At 37.2% G+C, this 16,138-nt stretch carries 19 protein-coding genes; 11 read left to right on the forward strand and 8 right to left on the reverse strand.

From position 1 onward, the window contains the following. Nucleotides 1–66 precede the first annotated feature (66 nt). The 4 genes from LJY09_RS04260 to gdh all read left to right on the forward strand — a co-directional run bounded on the left by LJY09_RS04260 (nt 67) and on the right by gdh (nt 4,217). Nucleotides 67–1,635, forward strand: coding sequence for an ATP-binding protein (locus tag LJY09_RS04260; RefSeq protein ID WP_028412109.1), 1,569 nt, complete (start codon nt 67–69; stop codon nt 1,633–1,635). A gap of 12 nt (nt 1,636–1,647) precedes the next feature. Continuing rightward, nucleotides 1,648–2,334: a response regulator gene (locus LJY09_RS04265; protein WP_028412110.1), complete on the forward strand. Its 687-nt coding sequence runs from the start codon at nt 1,648–1,650 to the stop codon at nt 2,332–2,334. Between the two features lie 219 nt (nt 2,335–2,553). Beyond that, entirely contained in the window at nt 2,554–3,414 is an 861-nt protein-coding gene (locus tag LJY09_RS04270) for a RhaT/GlcU family sugar-proton symporter (RefSeq protein ID WP_028412111.1), read from the forward strand. Between the two features lie 17 nt (nt 3,415–3,431). Then, nucleotides 3,432–4,217, forward strand: a complete 786-nt coding sequence (gdh, locus tag LJY09_RS04275; RefSeq protein ID WP_028412112.1) for a glucose 1-dehydrogenase — start codon at nt 3,432–3,434, stop codon at nt 4,215–4,217. 33 nt (nt 4,218–4,250) lie between these two features. Here gdh and LJY09_RS04280 read toward each other — a convergent pair whose 3' ends face one another. The 6 genes from LJY09_RS04280 to LJY09_RS04305 form a co-directional block, all read right to left on the reverse strand. Further along, nucleotides 4,251–4,829, reverse strand: a complete 579-nt coding sequence (locus LJY09_RS04280) for a ferric reductase-like transmembrane domain-containing protein (protein ID WP_098113703.1) — start codon at nt 4,827–4,829, stop codon at nt 4,251–4,253. Further along, nucleotides 4,804–5,727 (reverse strand): FAD:protein FMN transferase, encoded by a 924-nt coding sequence (locus LJY09_RS04285; RefSeq protein ID WP_098113704.1) that lies wholly within the window; start codon nt 5,725–5,727, stop codon nt 4,804–4,806. Before LJY09_RS04285 ends, LJY09_RS04280 begins: the two co-directional genes overlap by 26 nt. A 12-nt stretch (nt 5,728–5,739) precedes the next feature. After that, nucleotides 5,740–6,126 carry a hypothetical protein gene (locus LJY09_RS04290; RefSeq protein WP_154973519.1) on the reverse strand — a complete coding sequence of 129 codons (387 nt, stop codon included), beginning with the start codon at nt 6,124–6,126 and terminating at the stop codon, nt 5,740–5,742. 214 nt (nt 6,127–6,340) lie between these two features. Then, nucleotides 6,341–6,811 (reverse strand): DUF2178 domain-containing protein, encoded by a 471-nt coding sequence (locus LJY09_RS04295; protein ID WP_033578130.1) that lies wholly within the window; start codon nt 6,809–6,811, stop codon nt 6,341–6,343. Further along, the gene (locus tag LJY09_RS04300) at nt 6,801–7,019 is read right to left on the reverse strand and encodes a helix-turn-helix transcriptional regulator (RefSeq protein WP_013081870.1); all 219 of its coding nucleotides are present in this window, start codon (nt 7,017–7,019) and stop codon (nt 6,801–6,803) included. Before LJY09_RS04300 ends, LJY09_RS04295 begins: the two co-directional genes overlap by 11 nt. Nucleotides 7,020–7,167: 148 nt before the next feature. Beyond that, entirely contained in the window at nt 7,168–7,350 is a 183-nt protein-coding gene (locus LJY09_RS04305; RefSeq protein ID WP_013081871.1) for a YolD-like family protein, read from the reverse strand. 393 nt (nt 7,351–7,743) lie between these two features. Here LJY09_RS04305 and LJY09_RS04310 point away from each other — a divergent pair, with 393 nt between their 5' ends. Further along, nucleotides 7,744–9,672, forward strand: a complete 1,929-nt coding sequence (locus tag LJY09_RS04310; RefSeq protein WP_028412117.1) for a lipoteichoic acid synthase — start codon at nt 7,744–7,746, stop codon at nt 9,670–9,672. A gap of 76 nt (nt 9,673–9,748) precedes the next feature. Here the strand turns inward: LJY09_RS04310 and LJY09_RS04315 are convergent, their stop codons facing one another. Beyond that, nucleotides 9,749–9,949, reverse strand: a complete 201-nt coding sequence (locus LJY09_RS04315; RefSeq protein ID WP_074893948.1) for a YolD-like family protein — start codon at nt 9,947–9,949, stop codon at nt 9,749–9,751. Between the two features lie 229 nt (nt 9,950–10,178). Continuing rightward, complete coding sequence (locus LJY09_RS04320; protein ID WP_028412118.1) at nt 10,179–10,649, reverse strand: GNAT family N-acetyltransferase; 471 nt, start codon at nt 10,647–10,649, stop codon at nt 10,179–10,181. 111 nt (nt 10,650–10,760) lie between these two features. Here LJY09_RS04320 and LJY09_RS04325 point away from each other — a divergent pair, with 111 nt between their 5' ends. From LJY09_RS04325 to LJY09_RS04345, 6 genes are all read left to right on the forward strand, one after another. Continuing rightward, nucleotides 10,761–12,158 (forward strand): MocR-like pyridoxine biosynthesis transcription factor PdxR, encoded by a 1,398-nt coding sequence (locus tag LJY09_RS04325; protein WP_028412119.1) that lies wholly within the window; start codon nt 10,761–10,763, stop codon nt 12,156–12,158. Nucleotides 12,159–12,292: 134 nt separating this feature from the next. Then, nucleotides 12,293–13,228, forward strand: a complete 936-nt coding sequence (gene mmuM, locus LJY09_RS04330; protein ID WP_028412120.1) for a homocysteine S-methyltransferase — start codon at nt 12,293–12,295, stop codon at nt 13,226–13,228. A gap of 337 nt (nt 13,229–13,565) precedes the next feature. Then, nucleotides 13,566–14,198: a fumarylacetoacetate hydrolase family protein gene (locus LJY09_RS04335; protein WP_034327341.1), complete on the forward strand. Its 633-nt coding sequence runs from the start codon at nt 13,566–13,568 to the stop codon at nt 14,196–14,198. Between the two features lie 142 nt (nt 14,199–14,340). Further along, nucleotides 14,341–14,475: a hypothetical protein gene (locus tag LJY09_RS27580; protein WP_261763700.1), complete on the forward strand. Its 135-nt coding sequence runs from the start codon at nt 14,341–14,343 to the stop codon at nt 14,473–14,475. 166 nt (nt 14,476–14,641) lie between these two features. Next, on the forward strand, nt 14,642–15,103 hold the full coding sequence (locus LJY09_RS04340; protein ID WP_028412122.1) for a CBO0543 family protein: 462 nt from the start codon (nt 14,642–14,644) through the stop codon (nt 15,101–15,103). Between the two features lie 228 nt (nt 15,104–15,331). Further along, entirely contained in the window at nt 15,332–15,895 is a 564-nt protein-coding gene (locus tag LJY09_RS04345) for an ImmA/IrrE family metallo-endopeptidase (protein ID WP_028412123.1), read from the forward strand. Nucleotides 15,896–16,138: the final 243 nt, after the last annotated feature.

Raw genomic sequence — 16,138 nt, forward strand, 5'->3', positions numbered from 1 at the left:
TCTAACACGCAATTTCTCAACGTGGTAAAATTAAAATAAACTTCAATCAGCAGTAGGTGTTCCGCTATGATGCGCTTATCGATGCAAACGAAAATGACGGGGTTAATCTTTTTTATCGTGGTCTTTTCGTTGTTTTTAGCAAGTATTGTCGTGATTAATAATTTTGTGCAGTCAAAAGAAAATGATTTAGAGCAAAGGGCTTTGATCACTTCGAGAACAGTTGCTGAAATGCCTGAAATTCGAGAAAAAATTGAAAAAGATAGCAAGAACATTAATCAAATTGTAGAGCCGATTCGCATTATTCACGGTGCTTATTATGTAGTGGTGATGAATATGAATCACGAACGTTTGTCTCATCCTTTGCAAAGCATGATTGGGAAAATTTCTAAAGGAGAGGACGAGGGCCAGGCGTTTGCAGAACATACTTATACTGATAAAGCAAAAGGAGAAGGCGGGATGGTCATTCGTTCTTTTGTTCCCGTTGTAAACGATCAGCATGAACAAGTAGGAGTCGTTGTCTCAGGGTACCTTCTTCCGAAATTTACAGAGGTTATTTTAAGTTTGAAAAAAGAAATTTTTCTCATCTCAGGTCTCGCTCTTTTTTTTGGAGGATGGGGAGCGTGGGCGCTTGCATCTCGTATTAAAAAAGAGATGTTTGAGCTTGAGCCTCATGAAATTGCTCGTTTGTTTGTAGAACGAACGGAGACTTTTAATGCCATGCATGAAGGAGTCATTGCCATTGATAAAGAGGAGAACATCACTATTTTTAATCATAAAGCGAAAATTATGATGGATGTACCTGATGAGGTAATTGGGAAAAAGATCTATGATGTGATTCCAGATACAAGACTGCCAGAAATTCTGCAGCTTAATCAGCCTGTTTATAATCGAGAGCTTCAAGTTCGCAATTTAAATATTTTAAGCAATCGTGTGCCGATTAAGGTTAATAATCACACAGTCGGTGCGGTCGCTATTTTTCAAGACAGAACAGAAGTTAAAAAATTAGCTGAAGAGTTAACAGGGGTTAAATCATTTGTAAGCGCTCTTAGAGTTCAAAACCATGAATACATGAATAAACTTCATACCATTGCAGGGCTTATCCAACTTGGAAATAAAGACAAGGCTCTTCAGTACGTTTTTCAAGTGTCTGAACAGCAAGAAGAGCTCACCCAGTTTCTTCATAAACATATTAAAGATGAAAGTATATCGGGATTGCTGTTAAGCAAAGTCAGCCGTGCCAAAGAACTTGGAATTGAGTTAGCTATCGATCGCCACAGCGAGCTTCACTCATTTCCTCCTTACTTAGATCATCATGATTTTGTAATTATTATTGGTAACTTAATTGAGAATGCTTTTGATTCGTATCAGCATATGGAGCGTCGTGAACGGAAGATCTATATAAGTATGGAACAAAGTGACGGCATTCTTTCTATATTAGTTGAAGATAACGGATGTGGCATGAATGAGGATCAAGCAGAGAGAATCTTTGATGAAGGTTTTTCAACTAAAGCAAAGGAAAATAGAGGAATTGGTTTGCATTTAGTAAAACAAATTGTTGAAAAAGGAAACGGTCAGATCGAAGTAGAGTCAGAATTAGATGTTGGAACCACTTTTATCATTACATTCTTTTTATAGGGGGAGTGGGAAATGAATAAAAAAGAATGGACAGTGCTTCTCATAGAAGACGATCCTATGGTACAAGAAGTGAACCGCCAATTTATTGAACAAGTTGAAGGGTTCATCGTTATCGCGGCAGCTTCGAATGGTTTAGAGGGTATACAGCTCATTAAACAGCATCAGCCTGACTTAACAATCATTGATATGTATATGCCTAGTCAAGATGGCTTAACCACCTTACAGCAAATTCGAGCAAATGGCTATAAAACAGACGTGATAGCAGTTACGGCTGCAAGTGATATTGAAACCGTACGAAAAGTTCTTCAGTACGGCGCGGTGGATTATATTATGAAGCCGTTCAAGTTTGAGCGAATGAAGCAAGCGCTTGAGCAGTATCGTTCTTTTCAAGTTAAAATAAGTAAAAAAGAACATATTACTCAGTCTGAATTAGATTCTATGCTGTTTCAGCAATTCGAAGAAAAACCCGATTTGCTTCCAAAAGGGCTAAATGCGGTTACGTTAAGGAGGATACAACAATATCTTTCCGAACAGAAGCATCCGATTTCTGCTGAAGAAGTGGCGGACGGCGTAGGAATTGCGCGTGTTACGGCAAGAAGGTATTTAGAGTTTTTAGAACAGGAAAACGAGCTGAAATTATCAGTTGAATACGGCAGAGTGGGGAGACCTATTAATCGCTATATGTTAAAAATAAATTAAATCATACAGAACAGCTTTTATTTGGAAAAGCTGTTTTTTTGCGTTAGAAAGTATATCTTTTTCTCTCCTAGAACAAATTAAGGTATACAGTTTTCGCTATCCAAAGAATATTTCGTGCGGTCATTAATTCATAAAATGTCCCTGAAAAAGGATTAATGGCGGAAAAATTGGGGAATATGCACTTTGACATTTAATTTTAGCACAGGAAGGTTTTGAAACATGGACATATTTTTAGCCGTCTTACCAGCCATATTTTGGGGAAGCATTGTGCTTTTCAATGTGAAACTAGGCGGAGGACCTTATAGTCAAACGCTTGGAACCACATTGGGAGCTTTGATTTTCTCCATTGGTATTTATATTTTTGTACACCCTACGCTTACACCTTTAATCTTTGGTGTTGGAGTTGTATCCGGGTTATTTTGGGCAGTTGGACAAAGTAATCAGCTGAAAAGTATTGATTTAATTGGAGTTTCTAAAACGATGCCTATTTCAACGGGGCTTCAGTTAGTTTCCACTTCATTATTTGGAGTAATTGTGTTTCACGAGTGGTCTACAAAAACTTCAATCATTCTTGGTGTGCTCGCTCTTATCTTTATTATTGTAGGGATTGTTTTAGCATCACTTCAAAGCAAAGAAGAGAAAGAGGCTGAAGAAGGAAAAGGAAACTTCAAAAAAGGAATTGTTATTTTATTAATTTCAACCGTTGGTTATTTAGTTTATGTTGTAGTAGCCCGTCTATTTAATGTAGACGGATGGTCGGCTTTATTACCTCAAGCAATTGGTATGGTTATTGGAGGAGTATTGCTGACGTTTAAGCATAAGCCATTTAATAAATATGCAATTCGCAACATTATCCCAGGTCTTATTTGGGCCGCTGGTAATATGTTTTTATTCATCTCACAACCTAAAGTAGGCGTAGCGACAAGCTTTTCGCTTTCCCAAATGGGAATCGTCATTTCAACATTAGGCGGGATCATTATTTTAGGTGAGAAGAAAACGAAGCGTCAGCTGATTGGGATTATTATTGGAATTATACTGATCATCATAGCAGGAGTCATGTTAGGGCTCGCCAAAAGCTAACTAGGAGGGTATTAACAATGTATAAAGATTTAGAAGGAAAAGTAGTGGTCATAACAGGTTCATCTACAGGTTTGGGAAAATCAATGGCGATTCGTTTTGCGACAGAAAAAGCTAAAGTAGTTGTGAATTATCGTTCTAAGGAAGACGAAGCTAACAGCGTTTTAGAAGAAATTAAAAGAGTTGGCGGAGAGGCTATTGCCGTTAAAGGTGACGTAACAGTTGAGTCTGATGTAATCAATTTAGTTCAATCTGCAATTAAAGAATTTGGAAAGTTAGACGTTATGATTAATAACGCAGGACTAGAAAATCCGGTTTCATCTCATGAAATGTCTTTAAGCGATTGGAATAAAGTAATTGATACGAACTTAACGGGAGCTTTCTTAGGTAGTCGTGAAGCGATTAAATATTTTGTTGAAAATGATATTAAGGGAACAGTTATTAACATGTCGAGTGTTCACGAGAAAATTCCTTGGCCATTATTTGTTCATTATGCAGCAAGTAAAGGCGGTATGAAGCTTATGACTGAAACACTGGCATTAGAATACGCTCCAAAAGGTATTCGTGTAAATAACATTGGACCGGGAGCGATTAATACACCGATTAACGCTGAGAAATTTGCTGATCCTGAGCAGCGTGCAGATGTAGAAAGCATGATTCCAATGGGATACATCGGAGAGCCGGAAGAAATTGCAGCAGTTGCTGCATGGCTAGCTTCTTCAGAGGCGAGTTATGTAACAGGAATTACGCTCTTTGCTGACGGCGGTATGACACAGTACCCATCATTCCAAGCAGGACGCGGATAAGAAAAAACGCACTCTATGATAGAGTGCGTTTTTTTAGTTTTCCTGAGCTTTTTTTTGGTTCTTAGGAGCTGACTGGTGTTGAATTCGCAAAAAAAGCAAAATTAAAACGATGCAGCCAGTGATGCTGTACATCCCGAGAATAAGCGGCTGCTGTGTATCTGTTCCAGAAGTAATGCCGTGATACAGTGCTAGCAAATAGCCTGGAAAAGCAAGAAAATGAATGGCTTTCCATGTTTTTCTCCCAAGCTGTTTTATAAAGTCGGATGTACTAATTAGTACGAATAAAATGTAGAGTGAAATAGTACCAAGACCTGTGCTAATTGGTTTGTAATCGGAAGTGAACGGAATTAAAATGTCAGAAAGTGAAAAATGAATAGATTGATCAAATGATAAAACAAGTCCGTGAATCATTCCAAATAATAACCCGAACCACCCTGATGATTGATGAACCAGCAAAAGCTGTTTTTTTCGTTTTGGTTTAAAAAACGAAAAGCTGTGAGAAATGCCAGCGGCAACCGATACAAACATTAGTAAATAAGAAGTTAAGCCGGCTGCCCGAATGGTGTTCCATACGGGAAAATGAGCACTAAATTGCGCGAGGAGAGTAGCCATAATGGTATACCTGACCTTTCACATGTTTTTCGATTAGTACGTTGCCTTCTTTTGTAACCGCAATTACTTCTAAAGAAGGGTGATGCATTTTAGCTAACCTTAATCCAGCGTCCCAGCCGAGAATAAGTATGCACTTTGCATAGACTTCAGAAATGGTCAAGTCTTCTGAAACGACCGTTACTTGCAGAAGCTCTGATGAACTAGGCTTGCTATTTCTGCCGTCAATAATATGATGGTGAGTGTGTCCGTTCACTTTCCACGAACGCTTGCCTACACTGCTTGTGGCAATACCGCTGTTGCTTTTTACTTTAATGGTCGTGAGATTTTTTGATGCATCAAATGGATGAGAGAGAGAAATGGACCAGTGCTTGCTAGCGGGCCCCCACGTTACAATATCTCCGCCTCCATCGATTGCTCCAAGTGAAGTTCCTTTTTTCTTTAATTGATTCGCCATTTGCTGAATGCTCCAACCTTTTGCGATTCCTCCTAAATCCAGACCGATATTAGAAGCAAGCTGAATACTTCTCATTCCTTTATGAATCATAATAGGGTTAACAGCATCAAAAGCTGCTACTTCTTGAGGTAGCTGATTGTTAGGCAGTTGTTCAAAGCTTTGGTCATATCCTAGAGTTTGAATAGAATGATACAGAAATGGGTTGAAAATTCCGTTTGTCTCATTGTAATAGTAATAGGCTGCTTTTACAGCTTCATACAGCATTTTTGACGGTAGAAATAATCTTCCGTTCAGCGAATTAAGCTGTGAAAGCTCGCTTGTTGGAAGAAAGCGGCTTAGGGTTTCTTCTACAAGATAACACCAGCTCTCTACTTTTTGGCTGACAGGTGTTTCAAGCTGATATACATTAAATGTGGTATTCATCGCTTTAAATGAATAGCTCATTTCATCACATCCTTAAGAAGGTCTTGTTTGCATAGAAGAATCATTATTGTTGCCCCAATTATCCTGACCATTTGTGGAATCATCATTTGACCACTGATCATCTTCACTGCTTGAATTATCGTCTGACCATTGATCACTTTGTTTGCTAGAACTGTCATTTGACCATTGATCTTGCCCGTTAGTTCCATTGTCCGTATTGGAGTCAGATCCTGAATCTGGAAATGGATCCGTCTCATCTTCCGTTTGAGTTTGCGATGAATTATTGGCGGATGTATCGTTATTTAGTGCTGTAGATGTTGAATTTGTTTGATCATATTTTTGAGAAAGCCCTACAAATGTTGTAAATGCAGCAACGCTCGATAAACCAACCATCCATTTTGTCCATTTATTAGCTGCCATTGATATGCTCCTTTTATCTTTCCTATTTTGCAACTGAACACTGAAGAAAAACTGAAGTGGAAGGTAACATACATCGTTCAATTGTTATAGTTCAATATAGACAGAAAAAATGAAAAAATAGTGAAATAGATGTAGGTTGGATTATTCTCGTAGGGAATTCAGCGAATTATTAGATTAAAAAAAGGTTGTTCTTTTTAGAACAACCCTTTTTTAATCAGCGATAAATCTTACTAATCGATACGTAATAAACCGTTAACTGTACAAGAGAAAGAAGCAAAAGAACGGCAATGGGATAGAAGCTAAAAGAATTAGGTAACAGCGGATAAAAAGCGATTAAGATAGCGCCTATAGGAATAGAAAATAGGAGAAAAACAAAGGCTTTTTTACAAGCTTCTGCTGTTATCATCTTTTCACGTTCATCTTCCTCTGCAAATTCAAAAGGAAATAATAAAGGCGAAACGTTCTTCGTCTTTTTACGCGCGCGGTAGTAAAAAAAGGACACGATTAAAAGCACAATTAAAGAAGCGAAAGAGCCTATAGACATGGTAATTTCCCACGGGGGTTCAGGGTGGTTCATAACTTCACTAAATTGAATATTTAGGCTTAAAAAATCATATAAAAACCAACCTACGCATAGCAGAGACACTACATTCAACAAATAAGATTTAATAACATTACTCAACATTTTTCTCCTCCTTTTGAAGTGTAAAAACATCTTCCATTTTTAATTGAAAGACATCACAAATTGTTAAACCAAGTAGTAGGGAAGGAACGTAATTTCCCTTTTCAATAGCTGCAATGGTTTGGCGAGTGGCTCCAACTTTTTCAGCTAAATCTCCTTGCGTATATCCATGTTTAGCTCTAAGCTCTTTTACGTGATTAATAAGAGTCAATATGATCACCCGCTGCCTTTTTAATAAATTTGTTAAGTTGATTTAACATTATGTAAAGTTAATTTAACATCAATTGGATGATTTTTCAATATATAATGGATAAAAAATACAAAAAAGATCCTAGAAGAATTCTTCAGGATCTTTTTTGTTAATAAATTTCTTTAATGCCAGACAAACGAATGGAAAAAATGTTTTGTTTTTCATCTCGTAGGGAGAGGGTTTGGTCAGTTAGGTTTAAATTTTGGATTTTTCCTTTGAAGGTTTGAAGCAGGCCATTTTCGTAATAATTCACGGTTACATGTTTGTTTTTCTTTAACGCTTTTAAAATCATTTATTCATCTCCTTTCATGTGTGCATCTGTTATGAAAAGAAAGCTGTGGCTTAAGCATAAGAATTTGGAGAATGCTCAAGGCAGAATTATTATTATACAGCAAGATGAGAATAGTTTGTAGATAAATTGTGAAAAAATGCACAAGTTTGCAGTGCGGGTGTTGCAACAGAATACAGTATATGAGGAGAGGAGGGGTTTTATGATAAAAAAGGTGATTTTAGTTTATTTATTTGTGGGTATTAGGTAAACTAGTAGATGAATTTAAAGAATCTATCTATAGTTGTGAAGGCTAGGATTTCATTTAATTTTCATTTTCTATGAGTATAATGATAAAGGTTTTCTATATGTTCTTTGTGAATCTACTCATAAACTAATCGAGAAAGGAAAATCAAAATGAAGCGAATCGTTTCTAAGCCGCTGCACTATTTCATATTAGCCGCTGTTTTAATGTGGATAAAGTCGTATGTGGCTTATAAAACTGAATTTAACTTAGGCGTAAGTGGCGTAATGCAGCAAATGCTGCTGTTTATAAACCCTGTAAGTTCAGTGCTGATCTTTTTAGGAATCGGCTTATTTTTTAAAGGAAAGAAATCAGGAGCTTGGATTCTTGCAGGCAGTTTCATTATGACGCTGCTGTTGTACAGCAACATTCTCTATTATCGTTTTTTTAACGATTTTGTAACTCTTCCCACACTGTTGCAGACAAGTAATGCAGGAAGTATGGGCGGAAGCATTATGGATTTATTAAAAGCACATGATGTTTTTTATTTTGTTGATTTTATTATTTATCTTTTTTTCTTTTTTAGTAAAAAAATTGACTGGCATAATGAAAAAGTATCGGTTAAGAATGCTGTAACCATTCTTTCTTTAGGATTCATGGTTTTTTCTGTCAACTTAACATTAGCAGAAATTGATCGCCCGCAGCTTCTATCTCGAACTTTTGACCGCAATTATCTAGTAAAGTATTTAGGCGCCTATAATTATACGATGTATGACGGTGTTCAGACTGCTCAAAACTCTAAACAGCGAGCTTTTGCAAGCAGCAATGACTTAACGAACGTCGTTAATTTTAAAAACAGTCACTATGCGGAGCCTAATTCCGTTTACTTCGGAAAAGCTAAAGGGAAAAATATTATTAAAATTCATTTGGAATCATTTCAGTCTTTTTTAATTGATTACAAATTAAATGGCCAGGAAGTGACACCGTTCTTAAATTCGTTGGCCCATGGAAATGACTTTACGTATTTTGATAACTTCTTTCATCAAACAGGACAAGGAAAAACATCAGATGCTGAGCTGATGATGGACAACTCTCTATACGGCCTTCCTCAAGGTTCTGCCTTTGTACTAAAAGGAAGCAATACGTATCAGGCAGCACCAGCTATTTTAGATCAAAAAGCTGGCTATACGAGCGCTGTACTGCACGGAGACTATAAGACGTTTTGGAACCGTAACGAAATTTACAAGCAGTTCGGTGTGGATAAGTTTTTTGATGCAAGTTATTACAATATGACGGGTGAAAATAAAATTAATTATGGCTTAAAAGACAAACCGTTCTTTAAAGAATCTGTTCCAATGCTGCAGTCTTTACCACAGCCGTTTTATGCGCATTTAATTACGTTAACAAACCATTTTCCATTTTTACTTGGAAACAATGAGGCAAGCATACAGCCAGCTAACACGGGCGATGCGACAGTTGACCGCTATTTCCAAACGGCTCGTTATTTAGACGAATCATTGCAATCTTTCTTCCAAGAACTGAAAGCTTCTGGGCTTTATGATAATTCTGTGATTATGATTTATGGAGATCACTACGGTATTTCTGAAAATCATAATGCGGCAATGGAAAAAGTAATGGGAAAAGAAATTACACCTTATGAAAATGCTCAGCTGCAGCGTGTACCTCTATTCATTCACGTTCCTGGAGTAAAAGGCGGAGTTAATCATACGTACGGTGGAGAAATTGATGTTGTGCCAACTCTTCTTCATTTAGTAGGGATTGACAGCAAAGAGTTTATCCAATTTGGTACAGATTTATTTTCTAAAGGTCATGATGATGTAGTAGCGTTCCGCAATGGCAACTATGTATCTCCGAAATATACACTAGTGGATGGAACGTATTATGATTCTAAGACAGGTCAAGCGCTTAAAGAAAATAATCAAATGAAAGCTTATAAACAGAAGGTAGCGAAAGAACTGGAGTTATCTGATCAAGTGCTTTATGGAGACTTACTTCGTTTCCACAAGCTAAAGGATTTCCAAACAGTCGACCCTTCGAAATATATGTACGGGAAAGAAGAAACAGAAACATCAGCTAAATAAAGCTAAAATCAAAAGAACATGATGACTTCTGCAAAGCAGAATGAGCATCATGTTCTTTTTTACTGTAAACTATTCATCAATAAATTTCTTTAATTCCCGATAAGCGAATAGAGAAAGTATTTTGCTGTTCATCTTTTAATGAAAGCGTTTGGTCTGTTAAATCTAGGCGCTGTACTTTTCCTTTAAACGTTTGAAGCAAACCGTTTTTATAATAGTTAATTGTAACGGCCCCGTTTTTTCTTAATGCTTTTAAAATCATTTTCAAAACTCCTTCCATATTTAAAATGTGTATGATTAACGAGCTGTAACATTCATTTTCATTTGCATATTTTTATTATACACAAAAATAGAAAGCGTTTTCACTGAAAGTTTGAACACTTTGTGAAAACTTTAACAGAGAATGTGACAAATACATACAGAAACTGATTTATTTGTCGTATTCATCATAAAACACATTTATGAAAGGAGTGTTAAGAACGTGTTAAAACTTTATGGATGGAAAAATATTATAAGATGTCGTTTGAAATGTCGTAGTGAATCCATTCACCGTTCGTTACATTTCCTCCCATTTTTCTGTAAAGCGTTTGAGCTCTTGTATTATCATAAGCCGTTTCCCAAGACATAGCTGCATACTGATGTTCTTTTGTATACTGGTGACTAATCGAAAATAACTTTTCCCCAATTTTTTGACCTCTTGCTTTTTCAGTAACGTACAAGTCATTTAAAATCGCTACAGGCTTTACACGCGTGGTGCTAAATGTAAAATAAAGCGTTGAAAAACCTACTGCCTCGTCATTTTGAGTCGCGATAAACTGAACGCCAGTATCGGGACGTTGAAACAAGTGATCAATTAAATTTCTCAGCTGTTTTTTGGCAGGCTGAGGGCGCTTGTAAAAATCAACAATGTATTCGTTCATTAATGAAATGAGTGCTTCCATGTCAGCAGCATTAGCTTGACGAATTGTAATAGTAGTCATTAAATCTTCTCCTTTTTAATCAGATGATCTACACTTATAGTAAAAGAAATGTATCCCCTCTAAAAGAGCCAGATTTAAAAAATAAGATAGGGACAGATGAAAGGAGCTAGCGTGAAGTTCACACCATTATTAAACCGAAGGAATGATATGCCTTTATATCACCAGCTATATGAATATATAAAAAAAGAAATTGTATCCGGCAGGGTGAAAGTAAATGACAAACTGCCTTCTATCCGGTCTCTTGCTGATTACTTAAACGTAAGTCGAAATACTGTAGATATGGCCTATCAGCAGCTTTTAGCTGAAGGATATGTAGAAAGCAAGCCCAAAAGTGGACTGTACGTAACGAATACACAGTTTGATTTACTGCAAACAGATAGAAAGCCGACTGTATTTTTACACCCTCACTCAGAAACAAAGTCGTGTACCTATGATTTTCGGTATGGAAAAGTTGATAGCCGTTTGTTTCCCTTGAATGAGTGGAAAAAACGATACAATGAAAGTCTTCAAACTTATAAAGAAGCGCTGTTCACGTACCAAGAAACTCAAGGAGAAGAATCACTGCGAGAAGAAATTGCGACGTACCTTTATCAGTCAAGAGGAGTGGTTTGTTCGAAACATCAAATTATTATCGGAACAGGTACTCAGCAATCACTCAGTTTGCTAGCGCAGATGTTAAAGCCAAGCATCAGAGATATTGCCTTTGAAAATCCTTGCTATGACGGGGCTAGCTTTGTATTTAAGCAGCATGGATTCTCCTTAAAACCTGTGTCACTTAATAACAGAGGCATAAACATCCAAGAGCTTTATGATAGCCAAGCACGCGCTGTTTATGTCACACCATCTCATCAGTTTCCATACGGAATGATCATGCCTGTTTCAAGAAGAATAGAGCTTCTTACATGGGCGAATGACTGCAATGGATTTGTTATTGAAGATGATTATGACGGAGAATTTCGTTATAAAGGAAGTCCCATTCCTTCATTGCAAAGCTTGGATACTAAAGGGCGCGTCATTTATACAGGGACATTTTCAAAATCTTTTATGCCTTCTTTAAGAATCAGCTACCTTGTATTACCGGAAGTGCTTCTAAAGGAATATCATGAACGTTTTTCTTTATACGAGCAAGCTGTTCCAGCCCTTCATCAGTGGACGCTCGGACTCATGATGAAAAACGGAGAGTGGAGTAAGCATTTAAGAAGAGTGAGAACTGCTTATCAACTCAAACACGGTACTCTTTTAGCAGCTTTACAGAAGGAGTTTAACAAAAACATCACGGTGTCAGGAGAATATGCAGGTTTGCATATCCTTGTCCGCGTGCACAACGATATGAACGAACAGCAGTTAATTAACGCAGCTCAAAAGCAAGATGTCTCTGTCTACGGCACTTCTCGTTATTGGCTTACGGAATCACCTCAACAAAAGACTCATCTATTATTAGGTTTTGGAAGTTTGGAGAGAGAAGAAATAGAAGAAGGAATAAGGCGGTTGAAAAATGCTTGGTTATAAGCTTCTCCTCATTTCTTCGGTTTCTTGACAAAAGCTTCCTAGTCCTTTAGACTTTTTTGCATATATTTTAAATTATCTGAAAGGAGGATAGGGTAATCGAAGCTAACTGCTAGTGGACAACCCTAGATTAAACAATGAATCCTATCCAACAAATTTTACATACATTTCCTGTGATTGTACTAGATGGTGCAATGGCAACTGAACTGGAGAGATATGGCTGTGATTTGAACGACAGCTTATGGTCTGCAAAAGTGCTTATGGAGCAGCCGGAATTGATTAAGAGAGTGCATCAAGATTACTTTGCAGCAGGAGCTGACTGTGCAATTACTGCAAGCTATCAAAGCACGTTTGAAGGTTTTGCAAAACGTGGTTTAAGTGAAGCAGAGGCGCGCGAGTTAATTCAAGCATCTGTAAAAATTGCGGCTGAAGCAAGAGATGAATTTTGGCAGCAAGAAGAGAATTGTCTTAATCGCCCAAAACCAATTGTCGCCGCTTCGGTAGGTCCTTACGGAGCATTTTTAGCAAACGGATCGGAATATACTGGACAGTATGACGTAACAGAAGAAGAGTTAATGGAATTTCATCGTCCTCGTATGAAAGCATTAATTGAAGCAGGAGCAGATGTGTTAGCTTGTGAAACCATTCCTAATCTAATGGAAGCAAGAGCCATTGCGAGGCTGCTAGAAGAATTTGAAGGAGCGTACGCATGGATTACGTTCAGCGCAAAAGATGACCTGCACATTAGCAGCGGAACATTAATCTCGGAGTGTGCACGCTATCTGGATTCCTATGAGCAAGTAGCAGCTATTGGAGTTAACTGTACGCCGCCTCAATATATTTCTTCACTTATTAAAGAAATTAAATCTCAAACGGATAAGCCAGTCATTGTGTATCCAAATTCAGGAGAGCATTATGATGCTGAATCTAAAACATGGAACGGGACATCTGCAGGCGAAACGTATGGCTGCAGCGCTCACAGCTGGTATGAAGCAGGTGCTCAGTTAATCGGAGGGTGCTGTCGCACAACTCCAGATGATATCAAAGGCATTACAAAATGGGCTAGAAAATAACGGATTGAAAAAAGAGAATGTGAGAAAAGCTGTTTCGCTAACCTTAAACACGAACGATCTATCAAAAATAAATAGTTCGTGTTTTTTTATGGTCATGGTGAACGTAGGTTTCGTGTGCGCAGTTCCTTCTAGCTGTTGGCTGGAGGGCAAGGCGAAGACTCTCGCGGAAAGCGGAGCCTTGCACGGAAATCCACAGAGGTGTCATAAGCAGTCCAGCTCATTTATTCCCTTTTTCCATCTTTAGATTGAATTTATTTTGTTATGTCTCAATTTCTTTTTTCTTGTAAAATAAAAGAATACAAGTTGAAAAATCTTTATTTGAACGAAAGAAGGGATGATGAAAGTGAAAGATATTAAAAATATTTATTGTGTGGGCCGAAACTACGCACTGCATGCAAAAGAATTACATAATGATATTCCAACATCACCTTTTTTATTTTCCAAACCTACTCACGCTCTTGTTGAAGCAGCTGGACAACCAATCACTCTTCCTCGCGACCAAGGAGAGGTGCACTTTGAAACCGAACTGATTCTTCATATTGGACAACTTTACAAAGAAGGCATAACAGTGGATGAACTTGTTGACAAGATGACGATTGGATTAGATTTGACGCTTCGGGATGTGCAGAGCGAATTAAAACAAAAAAAGCACCCTTGGCTGCTTGCAAAAGGATTCAAACATTCAGCGGTCGTGGGAAACTTTATTCCGTTTGAAGGAGTAGAAGCATCTAAGCAGAAAGACTTTTCGTTAGTGAAAAACAATGAACGCGTTCAGCTGGGAAATATCAAAGATTTGATTTTTGACTTACAAACGATTATTGATTTTACAGGAAAACATTTTGGTCTTGATAAAGGAGATCTTATTTTTACAGGTACACCTGAAGGAGTAGGTCCGCTTTCACATCAGGATCATCTTTCACTTAAATGGGGGCAGCAAGAGCTTGGTTCTTGCATCGTTTCCCTTCATTAACAAAAAGAGCTTGAAACAAAGGTAGTTTAGTTGAAGGAAGATCCGAACGGTGAATCGAGATTCTTGATAGAGAATCCAACTCGTTCGGATTTTTTATTGTGATGGTGAATGTAGGATTCACGTATTGCGTTGTTTCTAGAGGTTGATTGGAGGGCGAGACGAAGACTCCTGCGGGAAAAGCGGAACAGGTGAGACCCCGCAGAAGCGGAAGCGACGAGGAGGCTCACCGGCCGCCCGCGGAAAGCGAAGTCTTGCACGGAAATCAACACAGGTGTAACAGGCGGTTCACCTTATTTATCTCATTTGTTCGTATTTAGATTGGCTTGACTTCGTTATGTCTCCATCTCTTTTTTTACGAAGTCTTAGTTTTTTAGCCTTCAGAATGAATTTAATATCCAATGGGAAAGCTGTTTTTATCTCCTTTAGAAAACGAGGTCCTCAGCATGGTGCTCTTAATCTTTACAACGGTGATTTCTATTTTGAGTGTACTAGTCATGCCAAAACGTATCAGCTGGATAGAAATGTACACAACTTCTTTGTTTGTTATGTTTTTAGGATCGGTAGCAGATATATATCTTGATGTTAAATATGATCTTTATGGCTTCTTTAAAACAGGAGTAGATTTTGAATATCTTTTAGTCTTTATTTTTATTTATCCTGCGACGAATAGTGTATTTTTAAATTTTTATCCTGGGAGCAAGAGTTTGGCTAAAAAAGCTTTATACATTACAGTGTGGGTAATTCTTACGACATTGTTTGAGTACATTTCTACCCAAACGGAAGTGTTTTATTATAATGGATGGAAGATTCTATACTCGTTTTTTTGCTATCCGTTTCTTTATATAGCAATGGTTTTAAATTTAAAAATGATACGCAGGCTCCAGGTTATCGATAAGCAAAAATAGAAATAAAAAAAAGTAATGATAAATCATAAAAAAATGATATTTTATTAATGGCTACATATGTAATATAGTAAAAATAGAAAATAAACGAGGCAGCATATAAGCAGGGTTAAAAAACATCAAAACGGGAATCTTGACATTAACTTCATGTTTTTAACCATGTATTGTGAATGAATATACTCAATGCTAAATAATATGTTGTAGAAGGAATTTAGTAAAGGAGGCAAGAAGATGTTTAAGCGTAGTGAAAAAATCCAAATTCATGGCGTAACGTTTCATGGAGTCATGAGTGCGAAGCAAAAAGCGGCCCTGCACGAAATTGCTAATGTAACAGACGAAAAAGACTGGGATGGGCTAAAAGGTGTGTATTGCTTAGGCAGTGTAAAGGTGCAAGGAAAAGATGTGTTAGGTGTGTACTATGGCCAATTTAATGATAACCTTCCAAAAGAGAAGCGCAAACTTCAGTTTGAAATTGACTATATTAAATATACAGTAACGGAATGTCCTATTGTCTTTATCGATACAACAAAAAACAAAAAGCCTCATCAATTTGCTTTTATCATTCTGCATGAATTAGGCCATCATGTGGATCGTATGACAAATGGAACGCTTTTAAAAGAAGGAAATAGAACGCAAGAAATGTTTGCTAATACGTATGCCTTAGAAAAATATTCAAAAATAGAAAAGTTCCAAACAAAGAAGTTAAAAAAGATTCCATTTTTAGAGGAATCTCTTACTCAGTGGAATAAAACTCCTCATCCTGGAGCGTACTCTCTTAGAGTTCAAATTGAATAATTCACGAGAATAGTTCCTCTCTCTCCGTTTTTTATTTTCCTACCTTTTTCCTCTTCCTGTCTTTTATCCTCCCAATGAACAAAAAGGATTTAATTACCCATAAAGTTTTAAAAGTTTTTATAGTACGAATTATTTACACTATACCCTCCTGTAAATTATGATTATTTTAAGAAAAAACAGAAAATTTTAAAGTTTTAAGGTACAACTTAATAGTGAACAAGCGATGTTGTAATCGTATAGACG

This window comes from Priestia sp. J2 (assembly GCF_020790095.1).
Taxonomy (GTDB): Bacteria; Bacillota; Bacilli; order Bacillales; family Bacillaceae_H; genus Priestia; species Priestia zanthoxyli.

Bases quoted from the DNA above. Each gene is read 5' to 3' on its own strand.
- LJY09_RS04260 (WP_028412109.1), top strand. From the start codon at position 67: ATGATGCGCTTATCGATGCAAACGAAAATGACGGGGTTAATCTTTTTT.
- LJY09_RS04265 (WP_028412110.1), top strand. From the start codon at position 1,648: ATGAATAAAAAAGAATGGACAGTGCTTCTCATAGAAGACGATCCTATG.
- LJY09_RS04270 (WP_028412111.1), top strand. From the start codon at position 2,554: ATGGACATATTTTTAGCCGTCTTACCAGCCATATTTTGGGGAAGCATT.
- gdh (WP_028412112.1), top strand. From the start codon at position 3,432: ATGTATAAAGATTTAGAAGGAAAAGTAGTGGTCATAACAGGTTCATCT.
- LJY09_RS04280 (WP_098113703.1), bottom strand. From the start codon at position 4,829: ATGGCTACTCTCCTCGCGCAATTTAGTGCTCATTTTCCCGTATGGAAC.
- LJY09_RS04285 (WP_098113704.1), bottom strand. From the start codon at position 5,727: ATGAGCTATTCATTTAAAGCGATGAATACCACATTTAATGTATATCAG.
- LJY09_RS04290 (WP_154973519.1), bottom strand. From the start codon at position 6,126: ATGGCAGCTAATAAATGGACAAAATGGATGGTTGGTTTATCGAGCGTT.
- LJY09_RS04295 (WP_033578130.1), bottom strand. From the start codon at position 6,811: ATGTTGAGTAATGTTATTAAATCTTATTTGTTGAATGTAGTGTCTCTG.
- LJY09_RS04305 (WP_013081871.1), bottom strand. From the start codon at position 7,350: ATGATTTTAAAAGCGTTAAAGAAAAACAAACATGTAACCGTGAATTAT.
- LJY09_RS04310 (WP_028412117.1), top strand. From the start codon at position 7,744: ATGAAGCGAATCGTTTCTAAGCCGCTGCACTATTTCATATTAGCCGCT.
- LJY09_RS04315 (WP_074893948.1), bottom strand. From the start codon at position 9,949: ATGGAAGGAGTTTTGAAAATGATTTTAAAAGCATTAAGAAAAAACGGG.
- LJY09_RS04320 (WP_028412118.1), bottom strand. From the start codon at position 10,649: ATGACTACTATTACAATTCGTCAAGCTAATGCTGCTGACATGGAAGCA.
- mmuM (WP_028412120.1), top strand. From the start codon at position 12,293: ATGAATCCTATCCAACAAATTTTACATACATTTCCTGTGATTGTACTA.
- LJY09_RS04335 (WP_034327341.1), top strand. From the start codon at position 13,566: ATGAAAGTGAAAGATATTAAAAATATTTATTGTGTGGGCCGAAACTAC.
- LJY09_RS04340 (WP_028412122.1), top strand. From the start codon at position 14,642: ATGGTGCTCTTAATCTTTACAACGGTGATTTCTATTTTGAGTGTACTA.
- LJY09_RS04345 (WP_028412123.1), top strand. From the start codon at position 15,332: ATGTTTAAGCGTAGTGAAAAAATCCAAATTCATGGCGTAACGTTTCAT.